The organism is Agrobacterium radiobacter, from assembly GCF_040801995.1.
Taxonomy (GTDB): domain Bacteria; phylum Pseudomonadota; class Alphaproteobacteria; order Rhizobiales; family Rhizobiaceae; genus Agrobacterium; species Agrobacterium radiobacter.
The window spans coordinates 1,156,457-1,175,358 of record NZ_JBEGHX010000002.1; the positions used below are offsets into that span (position 1 = coordinate 1,156,457).

Annotated in this window: 19 protein-coding genes and 1 tRNA gene; 7 read left to right on the forward strand and 13 right to left on the reverse strand. The window is 60.2% G+C overall.

All coding sequences use genetic code 11. The annotated features are described in order from the left end of the window. Window positions 1-6: 6 nt before the first annotated feature. The 6 genes from MRBLRC7O_RS19160 to MRBLRC7O_RS19185 all read right to left on the reverse strand — a co-directional run bounded on the left by MRBLRC7O_RS19160 (window position 7) and on the right by MRBLRC7O_RS19185 (window position 4,808). A complete protein-coding gene (locus MRBLRC7O_RS19160; protein WP_060727539.1) occupies window positions 7-1,482 on the reverse strand; it encodes a TolC family protein in 1,476 nt (491 codons plus the stop codon). Continuing rightward, window positions 1,479-1,709 carry a hypothetical protein gene (locus tag MRBLRC7O_RS19165; protein WP_003508366.1) on the reverse strand — a complete coding sequence of 77 codons (231 nt, stop codon included), beginning with the start codon at window positions 1,707-1,709 and terminating at the stop codon, window positions 1,479-1,481. Before MRBLRC7O_RS19165 ends, MRBLRC7O_RS19160 begins: the two co-directional genes overlap by 4 nt. 87 nt (window positions 1,710-1,796) lie before the next feature. Continuing rightward, entirely contained in the window at window positions 1,797-2,180 is a 384-nt protein-coding gene (locus MRBLRC7O_RS19170; protein ID WP_049832294.1) for a hypothetical protein, read from the reverse strand. 165 nt (window positions 2,181-2,345) lie between these two features. Then, entirely contained in the window at window positions 2,346-3,278 is a 933-nt protein-coding gene (locus MRBLRC7O_RS19175; protein WP_080864629.1) for a hypothetical protein, read from the reverse strand. Window positions 3,279-3,362: 84 nt separating this feature from the next. After that, window positions 3,363-4,262, reverse strand: a complete 900-nt coding sequence (locus MRBLRC7O_RS19180) for an AraC family transcriptional regulator (RefSeq protein ID WP_162690838.1) — start codon at window positions 4,260-4,262, stop codon at window positions 3,363-3,365. Between the two features lie 99 nt (window positions 4,263-4,361). Then, window positions 4,362-4,808, reverse strand: coding sequence for an acetyltransferase (locus MRBLRC7O_RS19185; protein WP_087746325.1), 447 nt, complete (start codon window positions 4,806-4,808; stop codon window positions 4,362-4,364). Window positions 4,809-5,041: 233 nt separating this feature from the next. Between MRBLRC7O_RS19185 and bioB the strand changes: the two genes are divergently transcribed. The 5 genes from bioB to MRBLRC7O_RS19210 are packed head-to-tail and all read left to right on the forward strand — an operon-like array spanning window position 5,042 to window position 10,188. Further along, window positions 5,042-6,076, forward strand: coding sequence for a biotin synthase BioB (bioB, locus tag MRBLRC7O_RS19190; RefSeq protein WP_111792942.1), 1,035 nt, complete (start codon window positions 5,042-5,044; stop codon window positions 6,074-6,076). Continuing rightward, a complete protein-coding gene (locus tag MRBLRC7O_RS19195; RefSeq protein WP_111820895.1) occupies window positions 6,073-7,218 on the forward strand; it encodes an 8-amino-7-oxononanoate synthase in 1,146 nt (381 codons plus the stop codon). Before bioB ends, MRBLRC7O_RS19195 begins: the two co-directional genes overlap by 4 nt. Further along, window positions 7,215-7,853, forward strand: a complete 639-nt coding sequence (gene bioD / locus MRBLRC7O_RS19200; RefSeq protein WP_020810254.1) for a dethiobiotin synthase — start codon at window positions 7,215-7,217, stop codon at window positions 7,851-7,853. The genes MRBLRC7O_RS19195 and bioD overlap by 4 nt, the downstream gene beginning before the upstream one ends. Continuing rightward, window positions 7,850-9,145, forward strand: a complete 1,296-nt coding sequence (locus MRBLRC7O_RS19205) for an adenosylmethionine--8-amino-7-oxononanoate transaminase (protein WP_020810253.1) — start codon at window positions 7,850-7,852, stop codon at window positions 9,143-9,145. The genes bioD and MRBLRC7O_RS19205 overlap by 4 nt, the downstream gene beginning before the upstream one ends. Window positions 9,146-9,201: 56 nt before the next feature. Then, a complete protein-coding gene (locus MRBLRC7O_RS19210; RefSeq protein WP_020810252.1) occupies window positions 9,202-10,188 on the forward strand; it encodes a 3-oxopimeloyl-[acyl-carrier-protein] synthase BioZ in 987 nt (328 codons plus the stop codon). Window positions 10,189-10,251: 63 nt separating this feature from the next. Here MRBLRC7O_RS19210 and MRBLRC7O_RS19215 read toward each other — a convergent pair. Together MRBLRC7O_RS19215 and MRBLRC7O_RS19220 are read right to left on the reverse strand one after the other, a co-directional pair. Next, window positions 10,252-10,325: transfer RNA gene (locus MRBLRC7O_RS19215), tRNA-Gln, on the reverse strand. A gap of 123 nt (window positions 10,326-10,448) precedes the next feature. Further along, window positions 10,449-10,886, reverse strand: a complete 438-nt coding sequence (locus tag MRBLRC7O_RS19220; protein ID WP_003508428.1) for an Lrp/AsnC family transcriptional regulator — start codon at window positions 10,884-10,886, stop codon at window positions 10,449-10,451. Window positions 10,887-11,015: 129 nt separating this feature from the next. On the opposite strand from MRBLRC7O_RS19220, the gene rocF reads away from it, so the two are divergent. Continuing rightward, a complete protein-coding gene (rocF, locus tag MRBLRC7O_RS19225) occupies window positions 11,016-11,936 on the forward strand; it encodes an arginase (protein WP_080864627.1) in 921 nt (306 codons plus the stop codon). Between the two features lie 13 nt (window positions 11,937-11,949). Beyond that, window positions 11,950-13,005, forward strand: coding sequence for an ornithine cyclodeaminase (locus tag MRBLRC7O_RS19230; protein WP_060727537.1), 1,056 nt, complete (start codon window positions 11,950-11,952; stop codon window positions 13,003-13,005). Between the two features lie 22 nt (window positions 13,006-13,027). On the opposite strand, the gene MRBLRC7O_RS19235 is transcribed toward MRBLRC7O_RS19230, so the two are convergent. The 5 genes from MRBLRC7O_RS19235 to MRBLRC7O_RS19255 all read right to left on the reverse strand — a co-directional run bounded on the left by MRBLRC7O_RS19235 (window position 13,028) and on the right by MRBLRC7O_RS19255 (window position 18,685). Then, a complete protein-coding gene (locus tag MRBLRC7O_RS19235; RefSeq protein WP_060727536.1) occupies window positions 13,028-13,909 on the reverse strand; it encodes a DMT family transporter in 882 nt (293 codons plus the stop codon). Between the two features lie 477 nt (window positions 13,910-14,386). After that, the gene (iolG, locus tag MRBLRC7O_RS19240; protein WP_026363582.1) at window positions 14,387-15,379 is read right to left on the reverse strand and encodes an inositol 2-dehydrogenase; all 993 of its coding nucleotides are present in this window, start codon (window positions 15,377-15,379) and stop codon (window positions 14,387-14,389) included. Between the two features lie 240 nt (window positions 15,380-15,619). Continuing rightward, window positions 15,620-16,864, reverse strand: coding sequence for an adenylate/guanylate cyclase domain-containing protein (locus MRBLRC7O_RS19245; RefSeq protein ID WP_031233519.1), 1,245 nt, complete (start codon window positions 16,862-16,864; stop codon window positions 15,620-15,622). Between the two features lie 230 nt (window positions 16,865-17,094). Beyond that, window positions 17,095-17,325 carry a helix-turn-helix domain-containing protein gene (locus MRBLRC7O_RS19250; protein WP_020809209.1) on the reverse strand — a complete coding sequence of 77 codons (231 nt, stop codon included), beginning with the start codon at window positions 17,323-17,325 and terminating at the stop codon, window positions 17,095-17,097. 250 nt (window positions 17,326-17,575) lie between these two features. After that, on the reverse strand, window positions 17,576-18,685 hold the full coding sequence (locus MRBLRC7O_RS19255; protein WP_020809210.1) for an RHE_PE00001 family protein: 1,110 nt from the start codon (window positions 18,683-18,685) through the stop codon (window positions 17,576-17,578). Window positions 18,686-18,902: the final 217 nt, after the last annotated feature.

The following is an 18,902-nucleotide window of genomic DNA, read 5'->3' on the forward strand; positions in this document are numbered from 1 at the left end:
CCTTTCTCAATGTCCGCCACCGCCGCCAGCGGCGGCAACCTCGGTCTCCGCACCTGCCGCAGCACCTGTACCTCCGCCGTAGATGGCGGGAGCGAGGCCGGCCTCCGCGAGCCAGAAGTCGCGTTTGGCATTGATGGCCAGCAGGCTTGAATTGACCTTTTCCCGGCTGTCGGCGAGCAGTTCGAAGGTGTTGGTGATCATGCCGTTATAGGTCAGCAGCGACTGCTCCTCGATCTTGGTGCGCAGCGGCACCACGCTGTTGCGATAGTGCCGGGCGATGTCGTAATTCGAGCGATAGGCCTGATAGGCCGAGCGGGCTTCCGAGCGGACATTGACCGCCTTTTCCGCCAGCAGGTTTGCCGCGCGCATATAGGCAAGTTCGGATTCCCGCATGCGCGCCTGACCGGAATCGAAGATCGGAATGACGAATTCCAGCTCGGCATTGCCGGTCGTCTGTTTGTGTTTTTCGCCGTCTTCCAGCTCGCGTTCGGTCTCGAAGCCCGAGCGGATTTCGAGATCGGTCACGTATCGGGTGGCCTCGGTGAGCTTGAACGATCGTGCGGTGGCCTCCAGATCGAGCCTGGCCATTTGTAGGTCCACACGGCGCTGCAGCGCCTCGGCCTCGATCATGTCCCGTTTGTTAAGCGCCTTCGGAAGCGGGGGCAGGCGGTTGGGAATGGTGTATTCGATATCCGCTCCCCACAGTCCCATCAGCCGCGTCAGTTCCTCCTTGGCAAGACGGGCCTCAAGTCGCGCCTTGGCGATCTGACCGGTCAGTTCGGCATAAAAGACCTGCTCGCGGGCCTGACCTTCCTTGTTGAGCGAGCCGGCTTCTCCAAGCTTGACGGCAAGTTCCGAGGCGGCATCCGCCGCGGTCTGCGCCTGCGCCAGCTGGCCGACATTTTCCCATGCTGCCACTGCGGTGATCCAGGCGCGGCGGGTATCCGACGCCAGTTGCAGCGTCTTCAGCGCGGCCGCGAGCTGCGCCTTGCGGAAACCGGTATCGGCGATCTCGACATTTTCCTTGAGGGTAGCGAGCGCCAGAATATTGGTGACGACGACACCTTCGATCGCCTTGTAGGCCCTGAGCCCCGGGGTGCCGATCCCCGTCAGCCCAATGCCGACCCGCGGATTGACCAGCATGGTGGATTGCCATGCGGTGGCGGCGGATTCGCCGAGATCGGCATAGGCCGCCTGAAGGCCCTTGTTGTTCAGGAGCGCAACCTGCACCGCCGTCTCGACATCAAGGGTCTTGCTGGTTGTCATCAGCGATTTGACGCGGGCCTGCGTCGCCTGCGCCTCGGCCCGGTTCTGCACCCAGACCGCCTGCTTGCCTGTTGCTTCGGATGTTCGGGCCGAAACATTGGTGAAACCGGCGTCGCGCGACGCATATTGGGCGGCTGTGACGCAGCCGCCGAGAAGAAACGGCAGGCAAAGGGTGGCCGCGAGTTTAGCGCCGAGCTTGAATGTGCGTGATGTCATGATGCATCTCCTTTCGGAGCCTGTGCATCGTTCTGGTTACGCCAGGGCTTCGGGTCCACCGGCGCGCGGTGCGTGTAACCCGCAACCGGGGTTTGATAGCGGATGGGCCCCGCGCCAAGCGTCGGGTTTGCCGCATCGTCATAGGAGGCGGCGTCGTTCATCAGGGATGTGGCTGTGCAGCCGCCCAGAAGCAGGGGCGCTGCAACCACAATATAAATCGGGTTCATGGATATTTTCCGAACAGGAGATGCAACGGCGCGACGGCGCTAAAGCCGCTCACGCACGGTCATTGCCCAAAGGCGGGCTTTGCCTGTTCAGATATTCGGGGGGCGGTGAAGCAGCGGGGTCTGGCCGAGCGCCTTGCTGTCGTCAAGGAAGGAACGGATGCTGTTGACGACGGGTCTGCCAGTGGTGTCGTGGCTGATCAGGACCGCCATGCCGAGACAGAAATCGCCGCAGCATTGGGGCTTTGCGGTTTTTTGGGCGCCGCTATCATGCTCGGCGGCCATATCTTTGTGATCATGACTGTCGGACATCATGGCTGAACCGCCATGGTCCATCATCGCGCCGTGATCCATCATGGCGGACTGATCGTGCTGCATTCCACCGGCTTCGGCAGGATGCATTGCGGCATTGACAGTGGAAACGCTATAGCCCGCCAGTGACAGGATCATCACCAGTCTGAACCACAGGGCCATCAATTTCGATGCTCGCAACATCTCACGCATGCTGGATAGAAAAGCTGCAGTCCTGTGATTTGTCAATGGATATCCCTCATAACCATCAACGAAAGCCTTTATGTCGCGCTTGATGCGGAGCCAAACCTTCCAGTCGAATGGCAGGGCGTGCAGTTTGTCCGCAGCTCACACGAAGTCGATGAAGGCATCATCGAGAATGAGAAGCTTGCGGGCCTGTGTGCGGGCATATTCCTCGTAAAAGCCCTGCGAGATCCAGAGCGCGGAACGGCCGCGCCGTCCGCTCCAGCCTATGCCGCCGATCAGTTCGGCCGCGGCAAGCTTGCGGCCGACATGGATGCGTGACACGGAGAGGGAGGTCGCCAGCTGTGTCACGGTTTCCACATCGGTCACACGTCTGCCCTGTTCGGGCGGTCTTTCCCAGTCGATCCCGGCGATAAGGCGGTCCATCAGCAGGCCGCCCGCATCGAACCAGTTGAAAATGATGGAAAGCGGGCCGGGGCAGCGCACCTCCGGATGTGACAGAAACGCCTGTGATACACGGGGGTGGATATGGGGAAGCAGGGCTTCCGATCGCCTGATGAAGCGCGATGCCCTGAAGCCCTCATCGAGCAGGTCCAGCGCCTGAAAATGCACGTCGTACCATTGCGCGAGCATCGCCAGCGCCGGGGCTGAAGGCACCACCCCATTGCCCGGCCCGTTGCCGGATTGGTCGACCGGGCGTGTCATTCCGCGTTTCAGCGCCTCTTTGAAGAAGGCATAGGCAACGCTGTGGCTGGCGAGCCCGTGCCGGAGCGCCAGATGGCCGAAATCTTCCCGCGTCAGGGCTGCTTCTCCCGTTGCCGTTTCACAGTCCCCGCATTTCTGAAAATAGAGCGCCAGAAGCGCATGGCAAAGAAGCCGGTTCTGGCGTGTTGCGAAGAGCGCGGTCATCTCGGGCGAGCCTTCGTAGAGGGCGATAAAGCTACCCGATAGAAGCCGCAGCGCGGCCGCGAAGGGCTCTTTCTGCAGCATCGCCTCTATTTCGCAGGGTGCCGGACCGCGGCCATCGGCGACGACGGCCGGTAGTCGGGAAATCGCAAAGTCGAAAAAATTGGTCATGGGCCGCGCTCCGGAATGGGATGGTCTAGCGGCCTTACAGGAGCTGAAATGGCGCGTCTTCTCATTGCGCGCAGAGGTGAAATTTTAAGCCGGCGGCATATCCTCAGCGCGGGCGTCACCGGGCGTCATGCCATAGGTGCCGGCGAACACACGGTAAAATGTTGCAAGGCTGTCGAAGCCGCAGCCATAGGCGATCTGTGTGACCGGCAGAGCGGGGAATGCCAGCAGCAACCGCTTCGCTTCCTCGATCCGCATGGAGGAGAGCGTGCGGGAAAACGACAGTTCCGCACCCTCGAAAACCACATGCAATTGCCGAAGCGAAATGCCGAGTTCCTTCGCGACTGCGGCAGGGGTGAGGTTCTGCCGGGATTTTTTTCGTATCATGATGTCCTGGGCCGCATAACAGAGCCCGGTCCTGAGCGCGGCGCGCACCTCCGGCATGGCGGGCGAAAGCCGTCCGCGCGCCGTCATGGCAAGCCGGGCGATATGCGTGACATCGCGTGCGGGATCGATGAGCCTGCCGGGGGCAGCGTTCAGCGCGTTGAAAAGGGCCCGGAAGGGCAGGGCGAAACTATTGTTTTCCGAATAACGCGTCGCAAACAGGTCATCGGTGGCCTGACCGAGCATGACCTCGTAGTCCACGGGGATTTTCAGCATCTTGTAGTGAAAATCGGCCTCGTTTCCCGGTATCGCATCATAGGGCAAGTCGGAATAGTTGATGGTGATATCGCCGCCGCCGACGGCGTGAACCTGATCCCTGCCGGCATGCAGAAACCCCGAACCCTTGACCTGCAGGCCGATGCAGAGGCTGTTGCCGGCAATGCGGGCAATATCGGCTTCCGTGCGGTTTACCCGGTAAGAGGAAGCGCGCATTTCTGTTGCCACGGCGCCGGCAACGGCGCGCGCCTGAAACGAACCCTTGAAACTGTGGCGAAGATCCCGTGCAAGCTCGATCGTCACGCCAAACAGGCTTTTGCCGCGCACTTCGCGCCATTGGTCGAAGCGGTGTTCGGGCAAAAAATCGTCGGTTGCGAAGCGGACTATGGTGTTCGTGGCTTGATCCTCCCCGACGATCTCGGCGGCCTATTTTTCCGTTGCGCGAAATCGAAGATGAACGAGTGGATAGGGTCGCCCCTGTCCGTCCAGATCGGAGCGTCCGGTCGGTTCGAATCCCAGCCGACGATAAAAACCCATGGCCTCGCCGTTCTGTTCGTTGACGTCAGTGGTCAGCGCGGGATGAAGCGCAAGCGCCCTCTGCACCAGTGTCTTGCCGATGCCTTGGCCATGATGGTCCGGATCGATGAAAAGCGCCTCCATATGCCCTTCATGCAGAAACATGAAACCGAGGACATGGTCAGAAGCATCGACCGCCAGCGTCAGCGGCGCCTGCGGCAGGAAAGATTCGACTTCCTTCCCGATCGCGGCGCGATCCGCCGGCAGGAGGAACTGGTGGGTGGCGTCGACTGCTTTGCTCCATATGTCGAGGATGCGGGCAGCGTCGCGGCTCTCGGAGGGACGAAGTGCGATCATGTCTCACCCTTAGCAAGTGCGGAGTTTTCACGCCATTGGCCGATCCGATCTTTTCCGTGAGTGCGTGCGTATTCAATGAATTTCAGCATTGAAATCCGGCGCTTCTGATCCCGCATGTGCCGCCCATCTCTCCTCTCGGAAATTTTTCTCGAAAAAAGTGCTTGCAAAAAGCAGCCCAAAAAAAATAGATAAAAAGAACTTCTATCTATTTATTTTGAGGGAACGATCGACAGATGGACCAGATTTTCACGCAAATCGACAGAAATCCAGCTCCGATTCCAGGTATTGGCAGCAGCTTGTCACTCGAAGAAGCAAAAATTATCTATAATTTGCCGTTTAACGATCTCCTGTTCCGCGCCCAGCAGGTGCATCGCTGTCATTTCGATCCCAATGCCATCCAGATGAGCCGGCTTTTATCCATCAAGACCGGCGGCTGCCCGGAGGATTGTGGTTATTGCAGCCAGTCCGCCCGCAACCCCACCGGCCTCAAGGCCTCCAAACTGATGGAAGTGGAGCGGGTGCTGACTGAGGCGCGCAAGGCGAAGGAAGGCGGGGCGACGCGCTATTGCATGGGGGCTGCCTGGCGTAATCCCAAGGAACGCGACATGGAGGCGGTGGTGGCCATGGTCGAGGGCGTGAAGGCGCTCGGCATGGAAACCTGCATGACGCTCGGCATGCTGACCCCGGAACAATCCGAACGGCTGGCCGATGCCGGTCTCGACTACTACAATCACAACGTCGACACGTCCGAGCGGTTTTATTCGCAGATCATTACCACCCGTACCTTCGAGGACCGGCTGGAAACGCTTGCCAATGTCCGCGATGCCGGCATCAAGGTCTGCGCCGGCGGTATTCTCGGCATGGGGGAAACGGTGGAAGACCGGATTTCGATGCTGGTGACGCTCGCCAACCTGCCGGTTCCGCCGGAAAGCGTGCCGATAAACATGCTGATCCCGATCCCCGGCTCGAAGCTCGCCAATGCCGATCCCGTTGATCCCATCGATTTCATCCGCACCATCGCGCTGGCGCGTATCCTGATGCCGCGTTCGCATGTGCGGCTTTCGGCCGGGCGTACGGAGATGAGCGATGAGACACAGGCGCTCTGTTTCCTGGCCGGTGCCAATTCCATCTTCATCGGTGAGACACTGCTGACGGCGGATAATCCGGGTGAGGACCACGATACGGCGCTTTTCCGCCGGCTGGGCCTGAAGCCGATGGAACTGCAGCCCACGGAATTGCAGTCTGGGGAGACGGGAGGGTGCCGGTGAATCTCACGGCGCTCTTCCCCTATGAGGCAAAGCTCGCCGGCCTGCAGCGCAAGTCGCGGCTGCGCGTGCTCGCTCCCCAGGAGGGGATCGATTTCACCTCCAACGACTATCTTGGCCTTGCCGATTCACCCCGGCTGAAGGAGGCATTTGCCGATGCCATCGGAAGGGGCGTGCCGGCAGGGGCCGGCGGCTCGCGGCTGCTGCGCGGCAACCACCGCGAACATGAGGCGCTGGAAGCGGAAGCAGCGGGGCTGTTCGGGGCTGAAAAAGCAATCTATTTCGGCAGCGGTTTTGCCGCCAATGTCGCGCTGTTCTCCACATTGCCGCTGCGGGAAGACCTCGTCCTTCACGACGCCCTCATCCATGCCAGCGTCCATGATGGTATTGCCGCCGGCAAGGCGAAGGTGATCGCCGTGCCGCATAATCAGGTCGAGGCATTCGAACGGGAAATAATCCGCTGGCGGCAGGAGGGTGGCCGGGGCCGCCCGTGGATCGCCGTCGAAAGCCTTTATTCCATGGATGGGGACCGTGCACCGCTTGCGGCCCTGGCTGATCTTGCCGGGAAACATGAGGGCTTCCTTGTCGTCGATGAGGCGCATGCGACCGGCGTGTTCGGCCCCGGCGGGCGCGGCCTTGCCGCGGAGCTGGAAGGCCACGGCAATGTGGTGGCGTTGCACACCTGCGGCAAGGCGCTCGGCCTTTCCGGCGCGCTTTTGAGCCTGCCGGCGGTTCTTGCCGATTACCTCGTCAACCGCGCCCGCGGTTTCATCTATTCGACCGCGCCTTCGCCGCTGATGGCGGCGGCGGTGCGGGAAGCCCTGCGTATCATCGTCGATGAGCCGTGGCGGCGTTTGCGGCTGGCGGAGCTGGTAAACTTTGCCGGCGAAGAGCTTCGCTCCCGGCTCGGCGTTGCACCCAGCGGCTCGCAGATATTACCGGTGATGATCGGTGACAATGCCCGCTCGCTTCGTATCGCCGCGCATCTGCGGGAAGGCGGTTTCGATGTGCGGGCGATCCGCCCGCCGACGGTGCCGGAAGGCACGGCGCGCCTGCGCATTGCCATCACGCTCAACGTGGATGAGAGACAGATCGCCGATATGATTGGGCTGCTTGCCCTTTCGCTGGCGGAGGAGCGGAAATGAGCCCTCGTTTCGTCATTTCAGGCACCGACACGGGCATCGGCAAGACGGTTTTTTCCGCGGCGCTGACCCACGCCCTGCAGGCATATTACTGGAAGCCCGTGCAATCCGGGCTGGAGGAAGAAACAGACAGTGAGACGGTGGAACGACTGGGTGGCGTGCCGCAGGCGCGTATCCTGCCCGAGGCCTATCGCCTGAAAATGCCGGCCTCGCCACATCTGTCGGCCCGCCTCGAGAATGCAACGATCGATCCCTCGCGGCTGCTGCCGCCGCAAACGGATGGACCTCTTGTCATCGAGGGGGCGGGCGGGCTTCTGGTGCCGCTGACAGACACATTGCTGTTCGCCGATATTTTCGCCCGCTGGCAAATTCCGCTTGTGCTGTGCGCAAGGACCTCGCTTGGCACCATCAACCACACGCTGCTCTCGCTTGAGGCGTTGCGGCGTCGCGCCATTCCGGTGCAGGGCGTGGTCTTCATCGGCGACGAGAACCGGGAAAATGAGTGCGTCATCGCCAATGTCGGCGCTGTTCGCCTGCTTGGCCGTCTGCCGCGCCTGCCGGAGATGACATCAGAGGCGCTGCATCAGTCATTTGCCCGACACTTCAATCTCGCTGATTTTCTGGAGGCGCCTGCATGAGCCGTTCCCCTGTCTGGCATCCTTTCACCCAGCATGGGCTGGAACCGCCGATGAAGCGCGTCGTATCGGCGGAAGGCGCATTTCTCGTCGATGAGGACGGCAATCGCCTGTTCGACGGCATTTCCTCCTGGTGGGTCATCACCCACGGGCACCGGCATCCCGCGATCATGGCCGCCATCCGCGCCGCGACAGAAGCCTTCGACCAGGTCATTTTCGCCGAGTTTTCCCATGAACCCGCCGAAACGTTGGCGCGCGGGCTGATCGAGCTTGCGCCCGCCGGGCTAAGCCGTGTGTTTTATTCCGATAGCGGCTCGACTGCGGTTGAGGTGGCGCTGAAAATGGCGCTGGGATATTTCCACAATCGCGGAGAAAAGCGCGACCGTATCGTGGTGATGGAGCATGGTTATCACGGCGATACGATCGGCGCCATGTCAACAGGTGAGCGCGGCGTGTTCAATGCCGCGTACGAACCGTTGCTCTTCGGCGTCGACCGGCTGGCTTTTCCGCAAGCGGGCGGCGAACAGCAGACATTGGACATGTTCGAGAGTTTCTGCCGTTCGGGCCGTATCGCCGCTCTGCTGATCGAGCCGCTGGTGCTCGGAGCCGGCGGCATGAAGACGTACGGCGCGGATATACTGGCCGGGCTGAAACAGATCGCTGAGCGCCATGGATGCCTCGTCATCGCAGACGAAGTAATGACGGGCTGGGGTAGAACCGGAACTCTGTTCGCCTGCGAACAGGCGGGTATTTCGCCGGATATTCTGTGCACATCCAAAGGGCTTACGGGCGGCTCGCTGCCGCTCGCGGCAACGCTGTGCAGCGCGGAAATCTTCGATGCGCATTTTTCAACGGATCGCCGCAAGACCTTTTTCCATTCCAGTTCCTATACGGCCAATCCAATTGCCTGTGCAGCCGCTGTCGCCAATCTTCAGGTCTGGCGGGATGAGCCCGTGCTTCAGCGTATCGGGCAATTGCAACAGATGCTGCGCGACAATCTCCGGCGATTTGCGGATGACCGGCGTTTCACCGGCATCCGGCAAATGGGGACCATCGCGGCGCTCGACCTCGTGGTGCCTGCCGGTGGTTATCTCGCCGAGGCGGGCCCGCGCATGCGGCGATTGTTCCGCGAGCGCGGGTTCGTCATCCGCCCGCTCGGCAATGTGCTTTATCTGATGCCGCCCTATTGTTCGACGGGGGAAGATCTGACTAGCGCCTTTGACGCCATCGACGAGGTGGCCGGGATCGTCACCGAAACCGCATCGTTAAAATCGCGTGCGGCCGGCATCGCGTGAAAACAGCGTACGGCCATGTTCAGCCTGTTCCAGAACCGTCTCCGAAAGCCCTGACAATGCAGACCCGTTCTTCCCGCATGGCCGGTTTTGGTCATGCCGTTCCGTCAAGATGTGTCGATAATGCCGAGATAGAGGCCAGCCTCAGGCTGGAGGCCGGCTGGATCGAGAGGCGCACCGGCATCCGCACGCGTTATTGGGCGCAAGAGGGTGACACGTTGAGCGGCCTTGCCGCAAGAGCCGGCCGCATGGCGCTGGAAGATGCGGAAATTGGCTCCGCCGAGATCGCGCTGACGCTGCTTGCAACTTCTACACCGGATCATCTTCTGCCACCCTCGGCGCCGCTGCTCGCACACCGGCTGGGCCTCGTCCGATCCGGCGCGATCGATCTCGCTGGGGCCTGTTCCGGCTTTCTTTATGCGCTCACCCTTGCCGATGGCTTTGTCCGCACCCACGGCCGCGCCGTGCTCGTCGTTGCCGCCAATATATTGAGCCGCCGTATCAATCCGGTGGAAAGGGCAAGCGCGGTCCTGTTCGCTGATGCCGCCGGCGCCGTTGTACTCAAGCCCTGCAAAGAGGCGCAGCGTGGGCTTTTGTCAGCCGATCTTGTTGCGGATGGCGGCGGTTATGATCTGATCCAGATAGCGGCGGGAGGCAGTAGCCAGCCGTTCTCTGCCGATACATCCGCCGAAGAGGTGCTAATGACAATGCGCGATGGCCGCGAGGTCTTCTCCCGCGCCGTGATGCTGATGACAGAGACCTCGAAAAGGGTGCTGCACGAGGCCGGAATGACGGCAGCCGACATCGACCGTTTCGTACCCCATCAGGCCAATGCCCGCATGTTTGACGCCGTCTGCGGCAATCTCGGTATCAACAGGCAAAAGACGGTTCGCACGATAGAAAGCTTCGGCAATTCCTCCGCCGCAACCATTCCGCTTTCGCTGTCCATTACCAATGCCGAACGGTCCTTTTTGCAAGGCGAAACCCTGCTTTTAACGGCTGCGGGCGCGGGCATGTCTGGTGGAGCGGTCGTTTATCGCGTTTGAACAGGGCATCGCCATGACGCGTACCATTCCAAACTCAAGAAGCTGATTTTATTTGGAGAAATTTGGCTGGGGAACCTGGATTCGAACCAAGATTAACGGAGTCAGAGTCCGTCGTTCTACCATTGAACTATTCCCCAAAAGCCCGAAGCACGTTGCCGTGTTCGCTTTGGTGGGTCGTCATATAGATGATTTATTGCGGGGCGCAAGTCGAAAAAATCGAAAAATGCGTTTTATCCCTGTTTTGCGTTTCGTCTCAGGGGTCAGAGCCGTGCGCGGGTGGAGCGCGGGGTGGAGAGCAGGAGGCTGGTCTCGCTGCCGGTGATGCCGGGCACCAGGCGGATGCGGCGGAGCACCGCGTCGAAATCGCTGAGTGTGGCGGCGTTGAGTTCCACGATCAGGTCCCAGCGGCCGTTGGTGCTGTGGATTTCGGATATTTCCGGAAAACCGCCAAGGGTGCGGATGACACGATCAGTCACATGGCCTTCAATCTCGATCATCATGATGCCGCGGATCGCCGCCTCCACCGCGTCGGCGCGTAGAATGACGGTGTAACCGATGATGGTGCCGTCGTTCTCCATTCTTTCGATGCGCGAGCGCACCGTCGCGCGCGAGGTTTCCGTCTCGATTGCGAGATCAGAAATGCTGCGCCTGCCATTATGCCGCAAAAGGGTGATGAGCCGTTCGTCGAGATTATCCATGATGACCAGTTTGATAAATTAATTTTAGCAGATCGATAGCTTATTTCGATAATATTGCCAATATTTGATGTTCATTTCGCCAGGTCATTGTGTTGAACTGGGCGTGTTGGCAGGAAAGCGAGGACGGGAATGGAAATCAGGTTGATCGGTGCGCCGCTGCAGATCGGGGCCGGGCAATTGGGATGCGAGATGGGCCCCAGCGCCTATCGCGTCGCAGGGCTGGCACACGCTCTCGAAGAACTGGGGCATCGGGTCGTCGATACCGGCAATGTGACGCCCGCGCCGTTGCGAGAATTTTGCCATCCCAACCCGGCGGTGCATCATCTGGCTGAAACCGTGGCCTGGACGGAGGCGCTGACGGAGGCTGCCTATCGTGAAAGCGCCGGCGCTGTGCCGATCTTCCTCGGCGGCGATCATGCGATTTCTGCGGGGACGGTCGCCGGCATGGCGCGCCGGGTGGCCGAGACCGGCCGGCCGTTTTTTGTGCTCTGGCTTGATGCCCATACCGATTACCATACGCTGGAGACGACGCGCAGCGGCAATCTGCACGGCACGCCGGTTGCCTATTTCAGCGGGCGAAAGGGGTTTGAGGGTTATTTCCCGCCGCTTTCCCATGCGGTTCCTGAAGACAATATCGGCATGATCGGCATCCGCAGCGTTGATCCGGCCGAAAGGGCCGCACTGGAAGAGAGCGGCATCACCGTTCACGACATGCGTTCGATAGACGAACACGGCGTTGCCGTTCTCCTGCGTCAATTTTTGGCGCGGGTTCAGGCGGCAAACGGTCTTTTGCATGTCAGTCTCGATGTCGATTTTCTTGAGCCCTCCATCGCCCCGGCCGTCGGCACCACGGTTCCGGGCGGCGCGACATTCCGCGAGGCGCATCTGGTCATGGAAATGCTGCATGATAGCGGGCTGGTCTGCAGTCTTGATCTCGTGGAACTCAACCCGTTTCTCGACGAGCGCGGCAGAACCGCGACCCTGATGGTCGATCTTGCCGCCAGCCTGCTGGGCAAGCGGGTCATGGACCGCCCGACACGGGCCGGCTGAAAGGGGTGATGTGATGACCGTGATACCGAACCTCAATATCGTGCCCTTCGTCAGCGTCGATCACTTGATGAAACTCGTGCTGCGCGTGGGCATCGATACGTTCCTGCGCGAGCTTGCCGATGTGGTGGAAGAGGATTTCCGCCGCTGGGAAAGCTTCGACAAGACGCCGCGCATCGCCTCGCATTCGAAGGAAGGCGTCATTGAACTGATGCCGACCAGCGATGGCACGCTTTACGGCTTCAAATATGTCAACGGCCATCCGAAGAACATGAAGGAAGGCCGCCAGACCGTGACGGCTTTCGGCGTGCTTTCCGATGTCGGCAATGGTTATCCGCTGCTCCTGACCGAGATGACGATCCTGACGGCGCTGCGCACCGCCGCAACATCAGCCGTCGCGGCGAAATATCTCGCCCGCAAAAATTCCCGCTCCATGGCCATCATCGGCAATGGCGCGCAGAGTGAATTCCAGGCGCGCGCCTTCAAGGCCATTCTCGGCATCGACACGTTGCGCCTTTTCGATATCGACCGGTCCGCCAGTGAAAAATGCGCCCGTAATCTCGCCGGGCAGGGTTTTGCCATCAAGATCTGCGAGAGCGCGCAGGAAGCGGTCGAAGGGGCTGACATCATCACGACAGTTACCGCTGACAAGCAATATGCGACGATCCTGACCGACAACATGGTCGGGCCCGGCATTCACATCAACGCCGTCGGCGGCGATTGCCCCGGCAAGACGGAATTGCATCGGGACATCCTCTTGCGATCGGATATTTTCGTGGAATATCCACCGCAGACGCGCATTGAAGGTGAAATCCAGCAATTGCCGGCGGATTATCCCGTTACCGAGCTCTGGCAGGTCATTGCCGGCGCAAGGGAGGGACGGGCAAGCGACAGGCAGATCACGCTGTTCGACAGCGTTGGTTTCGCGACCGAAGATTTTTCGGCTTTGCGTTACGTGCGTTCAAAACTGCCATCCACGGGCCTTTATACGGAGCTTGATCTGCTGGCCGATCCGGATGAGCCGCGTGATCTGTTTGGGATGCTTCTGCGTTGTGAGGCGGCTCTCGTCTGATCGATCTCGCCGGGCGTGAGGCTCAGGCTTGGCGGCGGCTCCTCCTGGCAACCACATGTTCCCGCCAGATGGTGAAAAGGCCGGCGGCAATAACGATCGCCGCACCGATCACCATGTTTGATGTCACGACCTCGCCATAGATGGTGACGCCGATGATGGAGACGAGCACCAGCTGGTAATAGGAAAAGGGTTGCACCGAGGCGGCATCCGCCAGTTCGAATGCTTTTATCAGGCAATAATGGCCGCTCATGCCGGTAATGCAGAGCGCCAGCATCCATCCCCAATCCTGCGGAGCGAGGTTGACCCAATAAAACGGGCCGACCAGCGTCAGCGCCGCCGCACCGGCCACGCCGGTATAGAAGAAGCTGGTCATCGCTGAATCGCTCTTGCTGCCGAGGCGGGTCAGGACACTGTAGAGCGCCAGCATGAAGGCGGCCACGAAGGTGATGATCAGCTTGTTGTCGAAGCCTTCGCCATCAGGCTTGAGGATGACGAGAACGCCGATGAAGCCGACAAAAATGGCGCACCAGCGCCGCCAGCCCACATGTTCTCCCAGCAACGGCGTGGACAATGCTGCAACGATCAGCGGCGCGGAGGCGAGGATGGAGTGGCTGTGCGCCAGCCCGACGACGGCGAAGGAGAAGATGGAAAAAACGATCTGCACGGCAAGAAGCACACCGCGGCCGATTTGCAGCCAGGGACGGTTGGCCATGACGGCGCCCCTGATGCCGCCGGAGGATTTTGCAGCCATCAGCAGAACAAAAACGGCAAAGGCCCAGTATCGCAGCATTGCCACGAAGACCGGCGGATAGACGCTGCCCAGATGCTTCGAAATGCCATCCTGCGCCGCAAAGATCGTGAAAGCGACAAGCGCATAAACAAAGCCGGTCTTGGGTGATGGCATGAAAAAACCGCTATCCGACTGCCGCCGGCAAAAGAGTATTCGGGGTGAATGAGGTGGGTAACAGCCATATGTTATGGCCGTACCTTGTCAGATAACCTTATTTTCCGAATAGCTGCCATGCAAGTCCGGAAGCTGCCTTCTCAAAGGTCAATTGTTGGAATGTAATTTTGCGATGCTCTCCCCCTCATCCCTGTGCTTGTCACAGGGATCCAGCCAGTCCAAGTCCTTGGACTGAAAGCGGTCCTCCCGCCGCGCAGACGCGCGTCGGCTTGTTCCTGTGACGAGCACAGGAATGAGGGCGGTGGGTGCGCCAGCCTATTGTGAGATCTGAGAGGTGCGACGCGCTGCAGGTTGACGTGGAGCTTGGATGATGTGGGCCTGCTGCCGAAGGCCTTGGGACAGGCACGGCTGTCCGCCGTCAACAATTGTGCGGCGGACAGAGGGTTCAGCAAGACGCACAGCGTCCCGATTGTGGCTTCAGCCGATCTTTACGGCCGCCTTCGAGGCGGTGGATTTCAGCGCGGCGTCGGCCAGCTTCAGCGCGACCAGCCCGTCCTTGATGGAAGGCGAGGGCGCGACATTGTTTTCGATGCTGTCAATGAAGGCGGTGATTTCCGCAGCATAGGCCGCCGTGTAACGCGTCATGAAGAAGTCATGCAGCGGCGGGCGGGTGTAACCTTCCGCATTGGCGATTTCGATGGAAACCGGGCGCTGGTTTTCGGCCGCTGCCGAACCGAGCGAGCCGTGCACTTCGATGCGCTGGTCGTAACCATAGGTCGCGCGGCGAGAGTTCGAAATGACCGCCTGCCTGCCGCTTTTCGTCGTCAGGATGATGCTGGCGCTGTCAAAATCACCCAGCGCTCCGATCTCCGGATTGACGAGAACCGAACCGGTTGCGAACACGCTTTCCACTTCCTCGCCGAGCAGGAAGCGGGCCATATCGAAATCATGAATGGTCATGTCGCGGAAGATGCCGCCGGAGACCTTGATATATTCGGCCGGCGGCGGGCCGGGGTCGCGGCTGGTGATGGTCACCATTTCCACCTTGCCGATGCGGCCATCTTCGATGGCCTTGTGAACAGCCTGGAAATGCGGGTCGAAACGGCGGTTGAAACCGAGCATCACCTTTGCACCGGTTTCCTCAACCACCTTCGCGCAGGCTTCCGCGCGGGCAACATCGAGATCGACGGGCTTTTCGCAGAAGATCGCCTTGCCGGCCCGGGCGAAACGCTCGATCAGGTCGGCATGGGTGTTGGTCGGCGTGCAGATGATGACGGCATCGATCGTCTTGTCGGCCAGAACCTCATCGATCGTGCTGACCTTGCACTGCGCTTCGCGGGCGATTGCTTCCGCAGCACCGGCCATGGCGTCCACAACGGCCACCAGCTGCGCACGGCTGTCGGTGGTGATCGCCTTGGCGTGGACCTTGCCGATCCGTCCAGCGCCGAGCAGTGCCAATTTCGTAACCATCTTTCCTCCGGTTTCTCACACCCGTCCCTCACTCCCGGAAAGACAGAATATGAATGCAAGCAATGTTTCGATATGGAATATATGTTCTATTTTGCTAGATCGACATCGCAGATGTGTCAAGCGTTTTGAGAGGGGACGGAACAGCGGAAACGGCATCGCCGAAAAGGCGCCCGCAACAAAGCGTCACCTCCGTCAGAAGGAGCCGTGCGGGGTGGAGCAAGGTGGGTGAAGGCGACCCGTTCAGTCGGAGATTATGTTCGTCTCTGGCGGAAGCGCGTAAACCTCGACCGGGGTTTCCAGTCCGCGCAGCAGCCATGGGCCGAGATTTTCGAGCTTTTCCTGATGTCCTGCCATGCGGACGAATTCTTCGGAGAAAAGCACGTTGCGCCCGGTCTCCTTGGTCAGTGTTTCCAGCCGCGAGGCGATGTTGACGGCGGGGCCGATGACGGTGAAATCGAGGCGGGTTTTCGAACCGATATTGCCGTACATGACATCACCGACATGCACGCCGATGCCGTAACCCAGGGAATCGTGGCCCTTCCGGCGATTGATTTCATTGAGCGAAACGAGGCTCTTCTGCGCGCTGGCGATGGCTTTCAACAGGTTTTCGCAGGCCTTGGGATCGCTGAGCGGGAAAATCGCCAGCAATCCGTCGCCCATGAATTTCAGGATTTCGCCGCCGAATTCCTCGATGGGATCGCACATGGCGTCGAAATAACCGTTCAGAAGCTCGATGACATCGTCGCGCGGCCAGAGGTCGGAAATATGGGTGAAATTGCGCAGGTCGCAGATCAGGATCGCCGCGCCCACCGTCATGCCGCTGCCGCGCGTCGTTGCGCCATTGAGGATCTTTTCACCCGCATGCGGCCCCACATAGGTCTCCAGCAGGGTGCGCGTCATGCGGTTTTTCAGGCGTATTTCGCTGACCAGCGCGAGCGCCGGTAGCAGGTTTTTCAAGGCGAGGATTTCACTGTCGGAAAAACCGCCGGGCCGGTCACTGGAGAATGTGGCGACATGGCGCTTGCCAAAGGTGTGTTCGATCGGCCAGGCGCAATAATCCGTCAGCCCTTCGGCCCGCAGATCTTCGTAGATCGTATAGCCGGGTTCATCGATCTCCTCTCCGTTCAGCCGGTGGCGAACTTCGGTGGCGCCCTGATGAATGTCGTTGATGGGGCTGTTGAGATATTCGGGCGTATTTTCCGACCCGTAGCCATAGGTAGCGATCTCGGCGGAGGACAGGCCGGCTTTCCACAGAATGCGCGCGCCAAGCCATTGCGGATGGCGAATGCGGAAAGCGAGCACGCCCCGCGCCACGGAAATTCCGCTCGCCCGCAGCCTGCTGCAGAGCTCGACGAATATCTCGTCGATAAAGCGTTCGTCCTTGGTGCCGGTGATGAGCCAGTCGAGAATTTCCGTCTTTTCCGCTGGCCACAATTCATCCAGTGCTGAAGAAACGCGTTCTTCGGTGTCGAGACTTAGTGTCATGGCAGGATTCCGGAGGTTGTTGCTGCTCTCGCACGGGCAGGGCACATGTCGAACTCGGCCGAACATGGTCGCTCGTGAACCCCATGTGGTGCCGGATAACGAAAATGTTAAGAGGGGCGCGGAAAATGTTCCGGAGGGGATTGGCGGCATCAGGCCAAGTGCGCCGCCCGGATGTTCCCGGGAACATTGTCCACCGGCGGCGCTGAGATTTTTGGTGATCGCTAGAGGGATCAGATAACGGTTTCGACGGGAATATGCAGTGCGGCGGCAACGCGCCTGATGCGCAGCGGATCGCTGTCCGTGCCGTCTTCCAGGGCGCGTATTTCGCTGGTGGTCAGACCGCAGGTCACGGCAAGCTGTTCGACCGTATATCCGGCGAGATTGCGAGCGGTGAGGACTTTTTTGGCGAAAGGAGCATCGGTTTCGTGATCGGAATCGGGTTGTGAGACTGAAATTGTCATTTGCATCTCCCTGATGGTGGACACTTAAATGCGGGCGGCAAAGAAAAGTTGCCGGGCCGAATGCGACCGCGTTGCCGGAGAAGAAATCGGTGTTGCAACGCAGCGAGGAACATAGCGGCTTCATCCACCTACGCAATAGTTAAATTTTGTTAAGATTCGTGATCGCTGCATTCTTGCGGCGCGTCTTGCCGGGAAAAGGCCGAAAAAATGCCGTTTTTCGGGGTTTCCGCGGGGGTTAGGGCGGCTTTCGCTACAGCATGCCCCAGGCGCGAAACCGGCCACGACCCGTCACTTCCCGCAATTCCAGCTGGTTGGCGAGGCCGATCGCGCCCTGCGGCGTGGTGCCGAGTTCCTTGACGATCATCGCCGCCGAGACCACCGGCCGGGAGACGACAAGCTCCACGAGTTCCGGCAAACGTGAGGAGGAACGCCGGCCGGCCAGCTTGCGCATCATGCGGTCGCGCGCGTGGGTCAGCCGGTCATGTTCCTTCATGCCGGCCTGTGCCGCTTCGTAGAAGCTGTCGAGAAGGGCGATAAGGCGCTGCGTCTGGTGTCTCGCGTGCCGGCGCTCGCGTGGGATCGCGCGAAGACCGGCGCTCAGCGCCGGCAGGTGATCGGGCGTGACGGCGCCGTCGCGCAGGAAAGCGGAGGCCAGAAGCCGGCCGAGCCAGGGGCTGCGTTGCAGCACCTCGATCATGTTCCAGGCGTCGAGCAGGATGGCGGTGCGAAGAATTGCGGGTAATTCCTCTGTGCGTGCATGCACCTCCCACCATTCTTTCAGTCTTTCATCCTCGTCCCAGTCGGGTTCGTTGATGATCGCATGGCTTTCCTCCCGGTGCATCGTCGGAAGCGCGTTGCCTGTGGTAATCGCATCGAGCGTTGCGGCGCTGCGCGCCAGAAGCGCGTCCAGCTCGGAAAAAGCGCCATCCAGCGATGTTTCCCCCTCCACGTCGGCTTCTTCATCAAGGGAGTGATCGAGCGTTTGTCGGGGGGGCGCTGCCTCTTCGGCAAGCGCGGCCCTGCCGCGGAGCCTCGCAAGACCCGGTGCGGTAAAGGCCCAGCCGGCGGCATTGGAAAAGATCAGCCGCCTTGAACGGAGAATCCGGTGTGCCGCCGTCATTTCATGGGTCGGTGCGCGCACATCCATATGCGCGTCATGCAGCACCAGATCTTCCATATGGACGAGTTCGCCATCCACCCACATGGAGGAAATGGCGTCGGTGAAATCCTGCCTTTCGATGAAGCCGTGTTTCATCGGTGACCGATCGATCCGCTCGTCCAGCCGCGCCAGCGCCTCGCCGGCACGGGCGGCGGCAATGAGGAGCTTTTCGATCTGGATGTCCGATATATCGTAAATCATTGATATTTTTTAGTTTGAGCGCGGGCGGCTTACAAGGCGGATCACAGTCGGGGCGCTTTTTACTTTCGCGGTGTCTACCCAAAATCCCGACGAGAAGACCGGTGGTTAAAGGTCGGGAGCCACGAGGGTCTTGGAAGCCCTGACTGTTTCCTCGGCAATATTGCGATGCGGTATAAACTTGCGCACTGCAATATGACGGGTATATACCCCCACCGAG

Coding starts and splice junctions, on each gene's coding strand:
- MRBLRC7O_RS19175 (WP_080864629.1), bottom strand. CDS start 3,278: ATGACCAATTTTTTCGACTTTGCGATTTCCCGACTACCGGCCGTCGTC.
- MRBLRC7O_RS19165 (WP_003508366.1), bottom strand. CDS start 1,709: ATGAACCCGATTTATATTGTGGTTGCAGCGCCCCTGCTTCTGGGCGGC.
- iolG (WP_026363582.1), bottom strand. CDS start 15,379: ATGGTTACGAAATTGGCACTGCTCGGCGCTGGACGGATCGGCAAGGTC.
- MRBLRC7O_RS19170 (WP_049832294.1), bottom strand. CDS start 2,180: ATGGCCCTGTGGTTCAGACTGGTGATGATCCTGTCACTGGCGGGCTAT.
- MRBLRC7O_RS19250 (WP_020809209.1), bottom strand. CDS start 17,325: ATGACAATTTCAGTCTCACAACCCGATTCCGATCACGAAACCGATGCT.
- MRBLRC7O_RS19205 (WP_020810253.1), top strand. CDS start 7,850: ATGAGCCGTTCCCCTGTCTGGCATCCTTTCACCCAGCATGGGCTGGAA.
- MRBLRC7O_RS19235 (WP_060727536.1), bottom strand. CDS start 13,909: ATGCCATCACCCAAGACCGGCTTTGTTTATGCGCTTGTCGCTTTCACG.
- MRBLRC7O_RS19185 (WP_087746325.1), bottom strand. CDS start 4,808: ATGATCGCACTTCGTCCCTCCGAGAGCCGCGACGCTGCCCGCATCCTC.
- MRBLRC7O_RS19245 (WP_031233519.1), bottom strand. CDS start 16,864: ATGACACTAAGTCTCGACACCGAAGAACGCGTTTCTTCAGCACTGGAT.
- MRBLRC7O_RS19210 (WP_020810252.1), top strand. CDS start 9,202: ATGCAGACCCGTTCTTCCCGCATGGCCGGTTTTGGTCATGCCGTTCCG.
- MRBLRC7O_RS19230 (WP_060727537.1), top strand. CDS start 11,950: ATGACCGTGATACCGAACCTCAATATCGTGCCCTTCGTCAGCGTCGAT.
- bioB (WP_111792942.1), top strand. CDS start 5,042: ATGGACCAGATTTTCACGCAAATCGACAGAAATCCAGCTCCGATTCCA.
- MRBLRC7O_RS19255 (WP_020809210.1), bottom strand. CDS start 18,685: ATGATTTACGATATATCGGACATCCAGATCGAAAAGCTCCTCATTGCC.
- MRBLRC7O_RS19160 (WP_060727539.1), bottom strand. CDS start 1,482: ATGACATCACGCACATTCAAGCTCGGCGCTAAACTCGCGGCCACCCTT.
- MRBLRC7O_RS19220 (WP_003508428.1), bottom strand. CDS start 10,886: ATGGATAATCTCGACGAACGGCTCATCACCCTTTTGCGGCATAATGGC.
- bioD (WP_020810254.1), top strand. CDS start 7,215: ATGAGCCCTCGTTTCGTCATTTCAGGCACCGACACGGGCATCGGCAAG.
- rocF (WP_080864627.1), top strand. CDS start 11,016: ATGGAAATCAGGTTGATCGGTGCGCCGCTGCAGATCGGGGCCGGGCAA.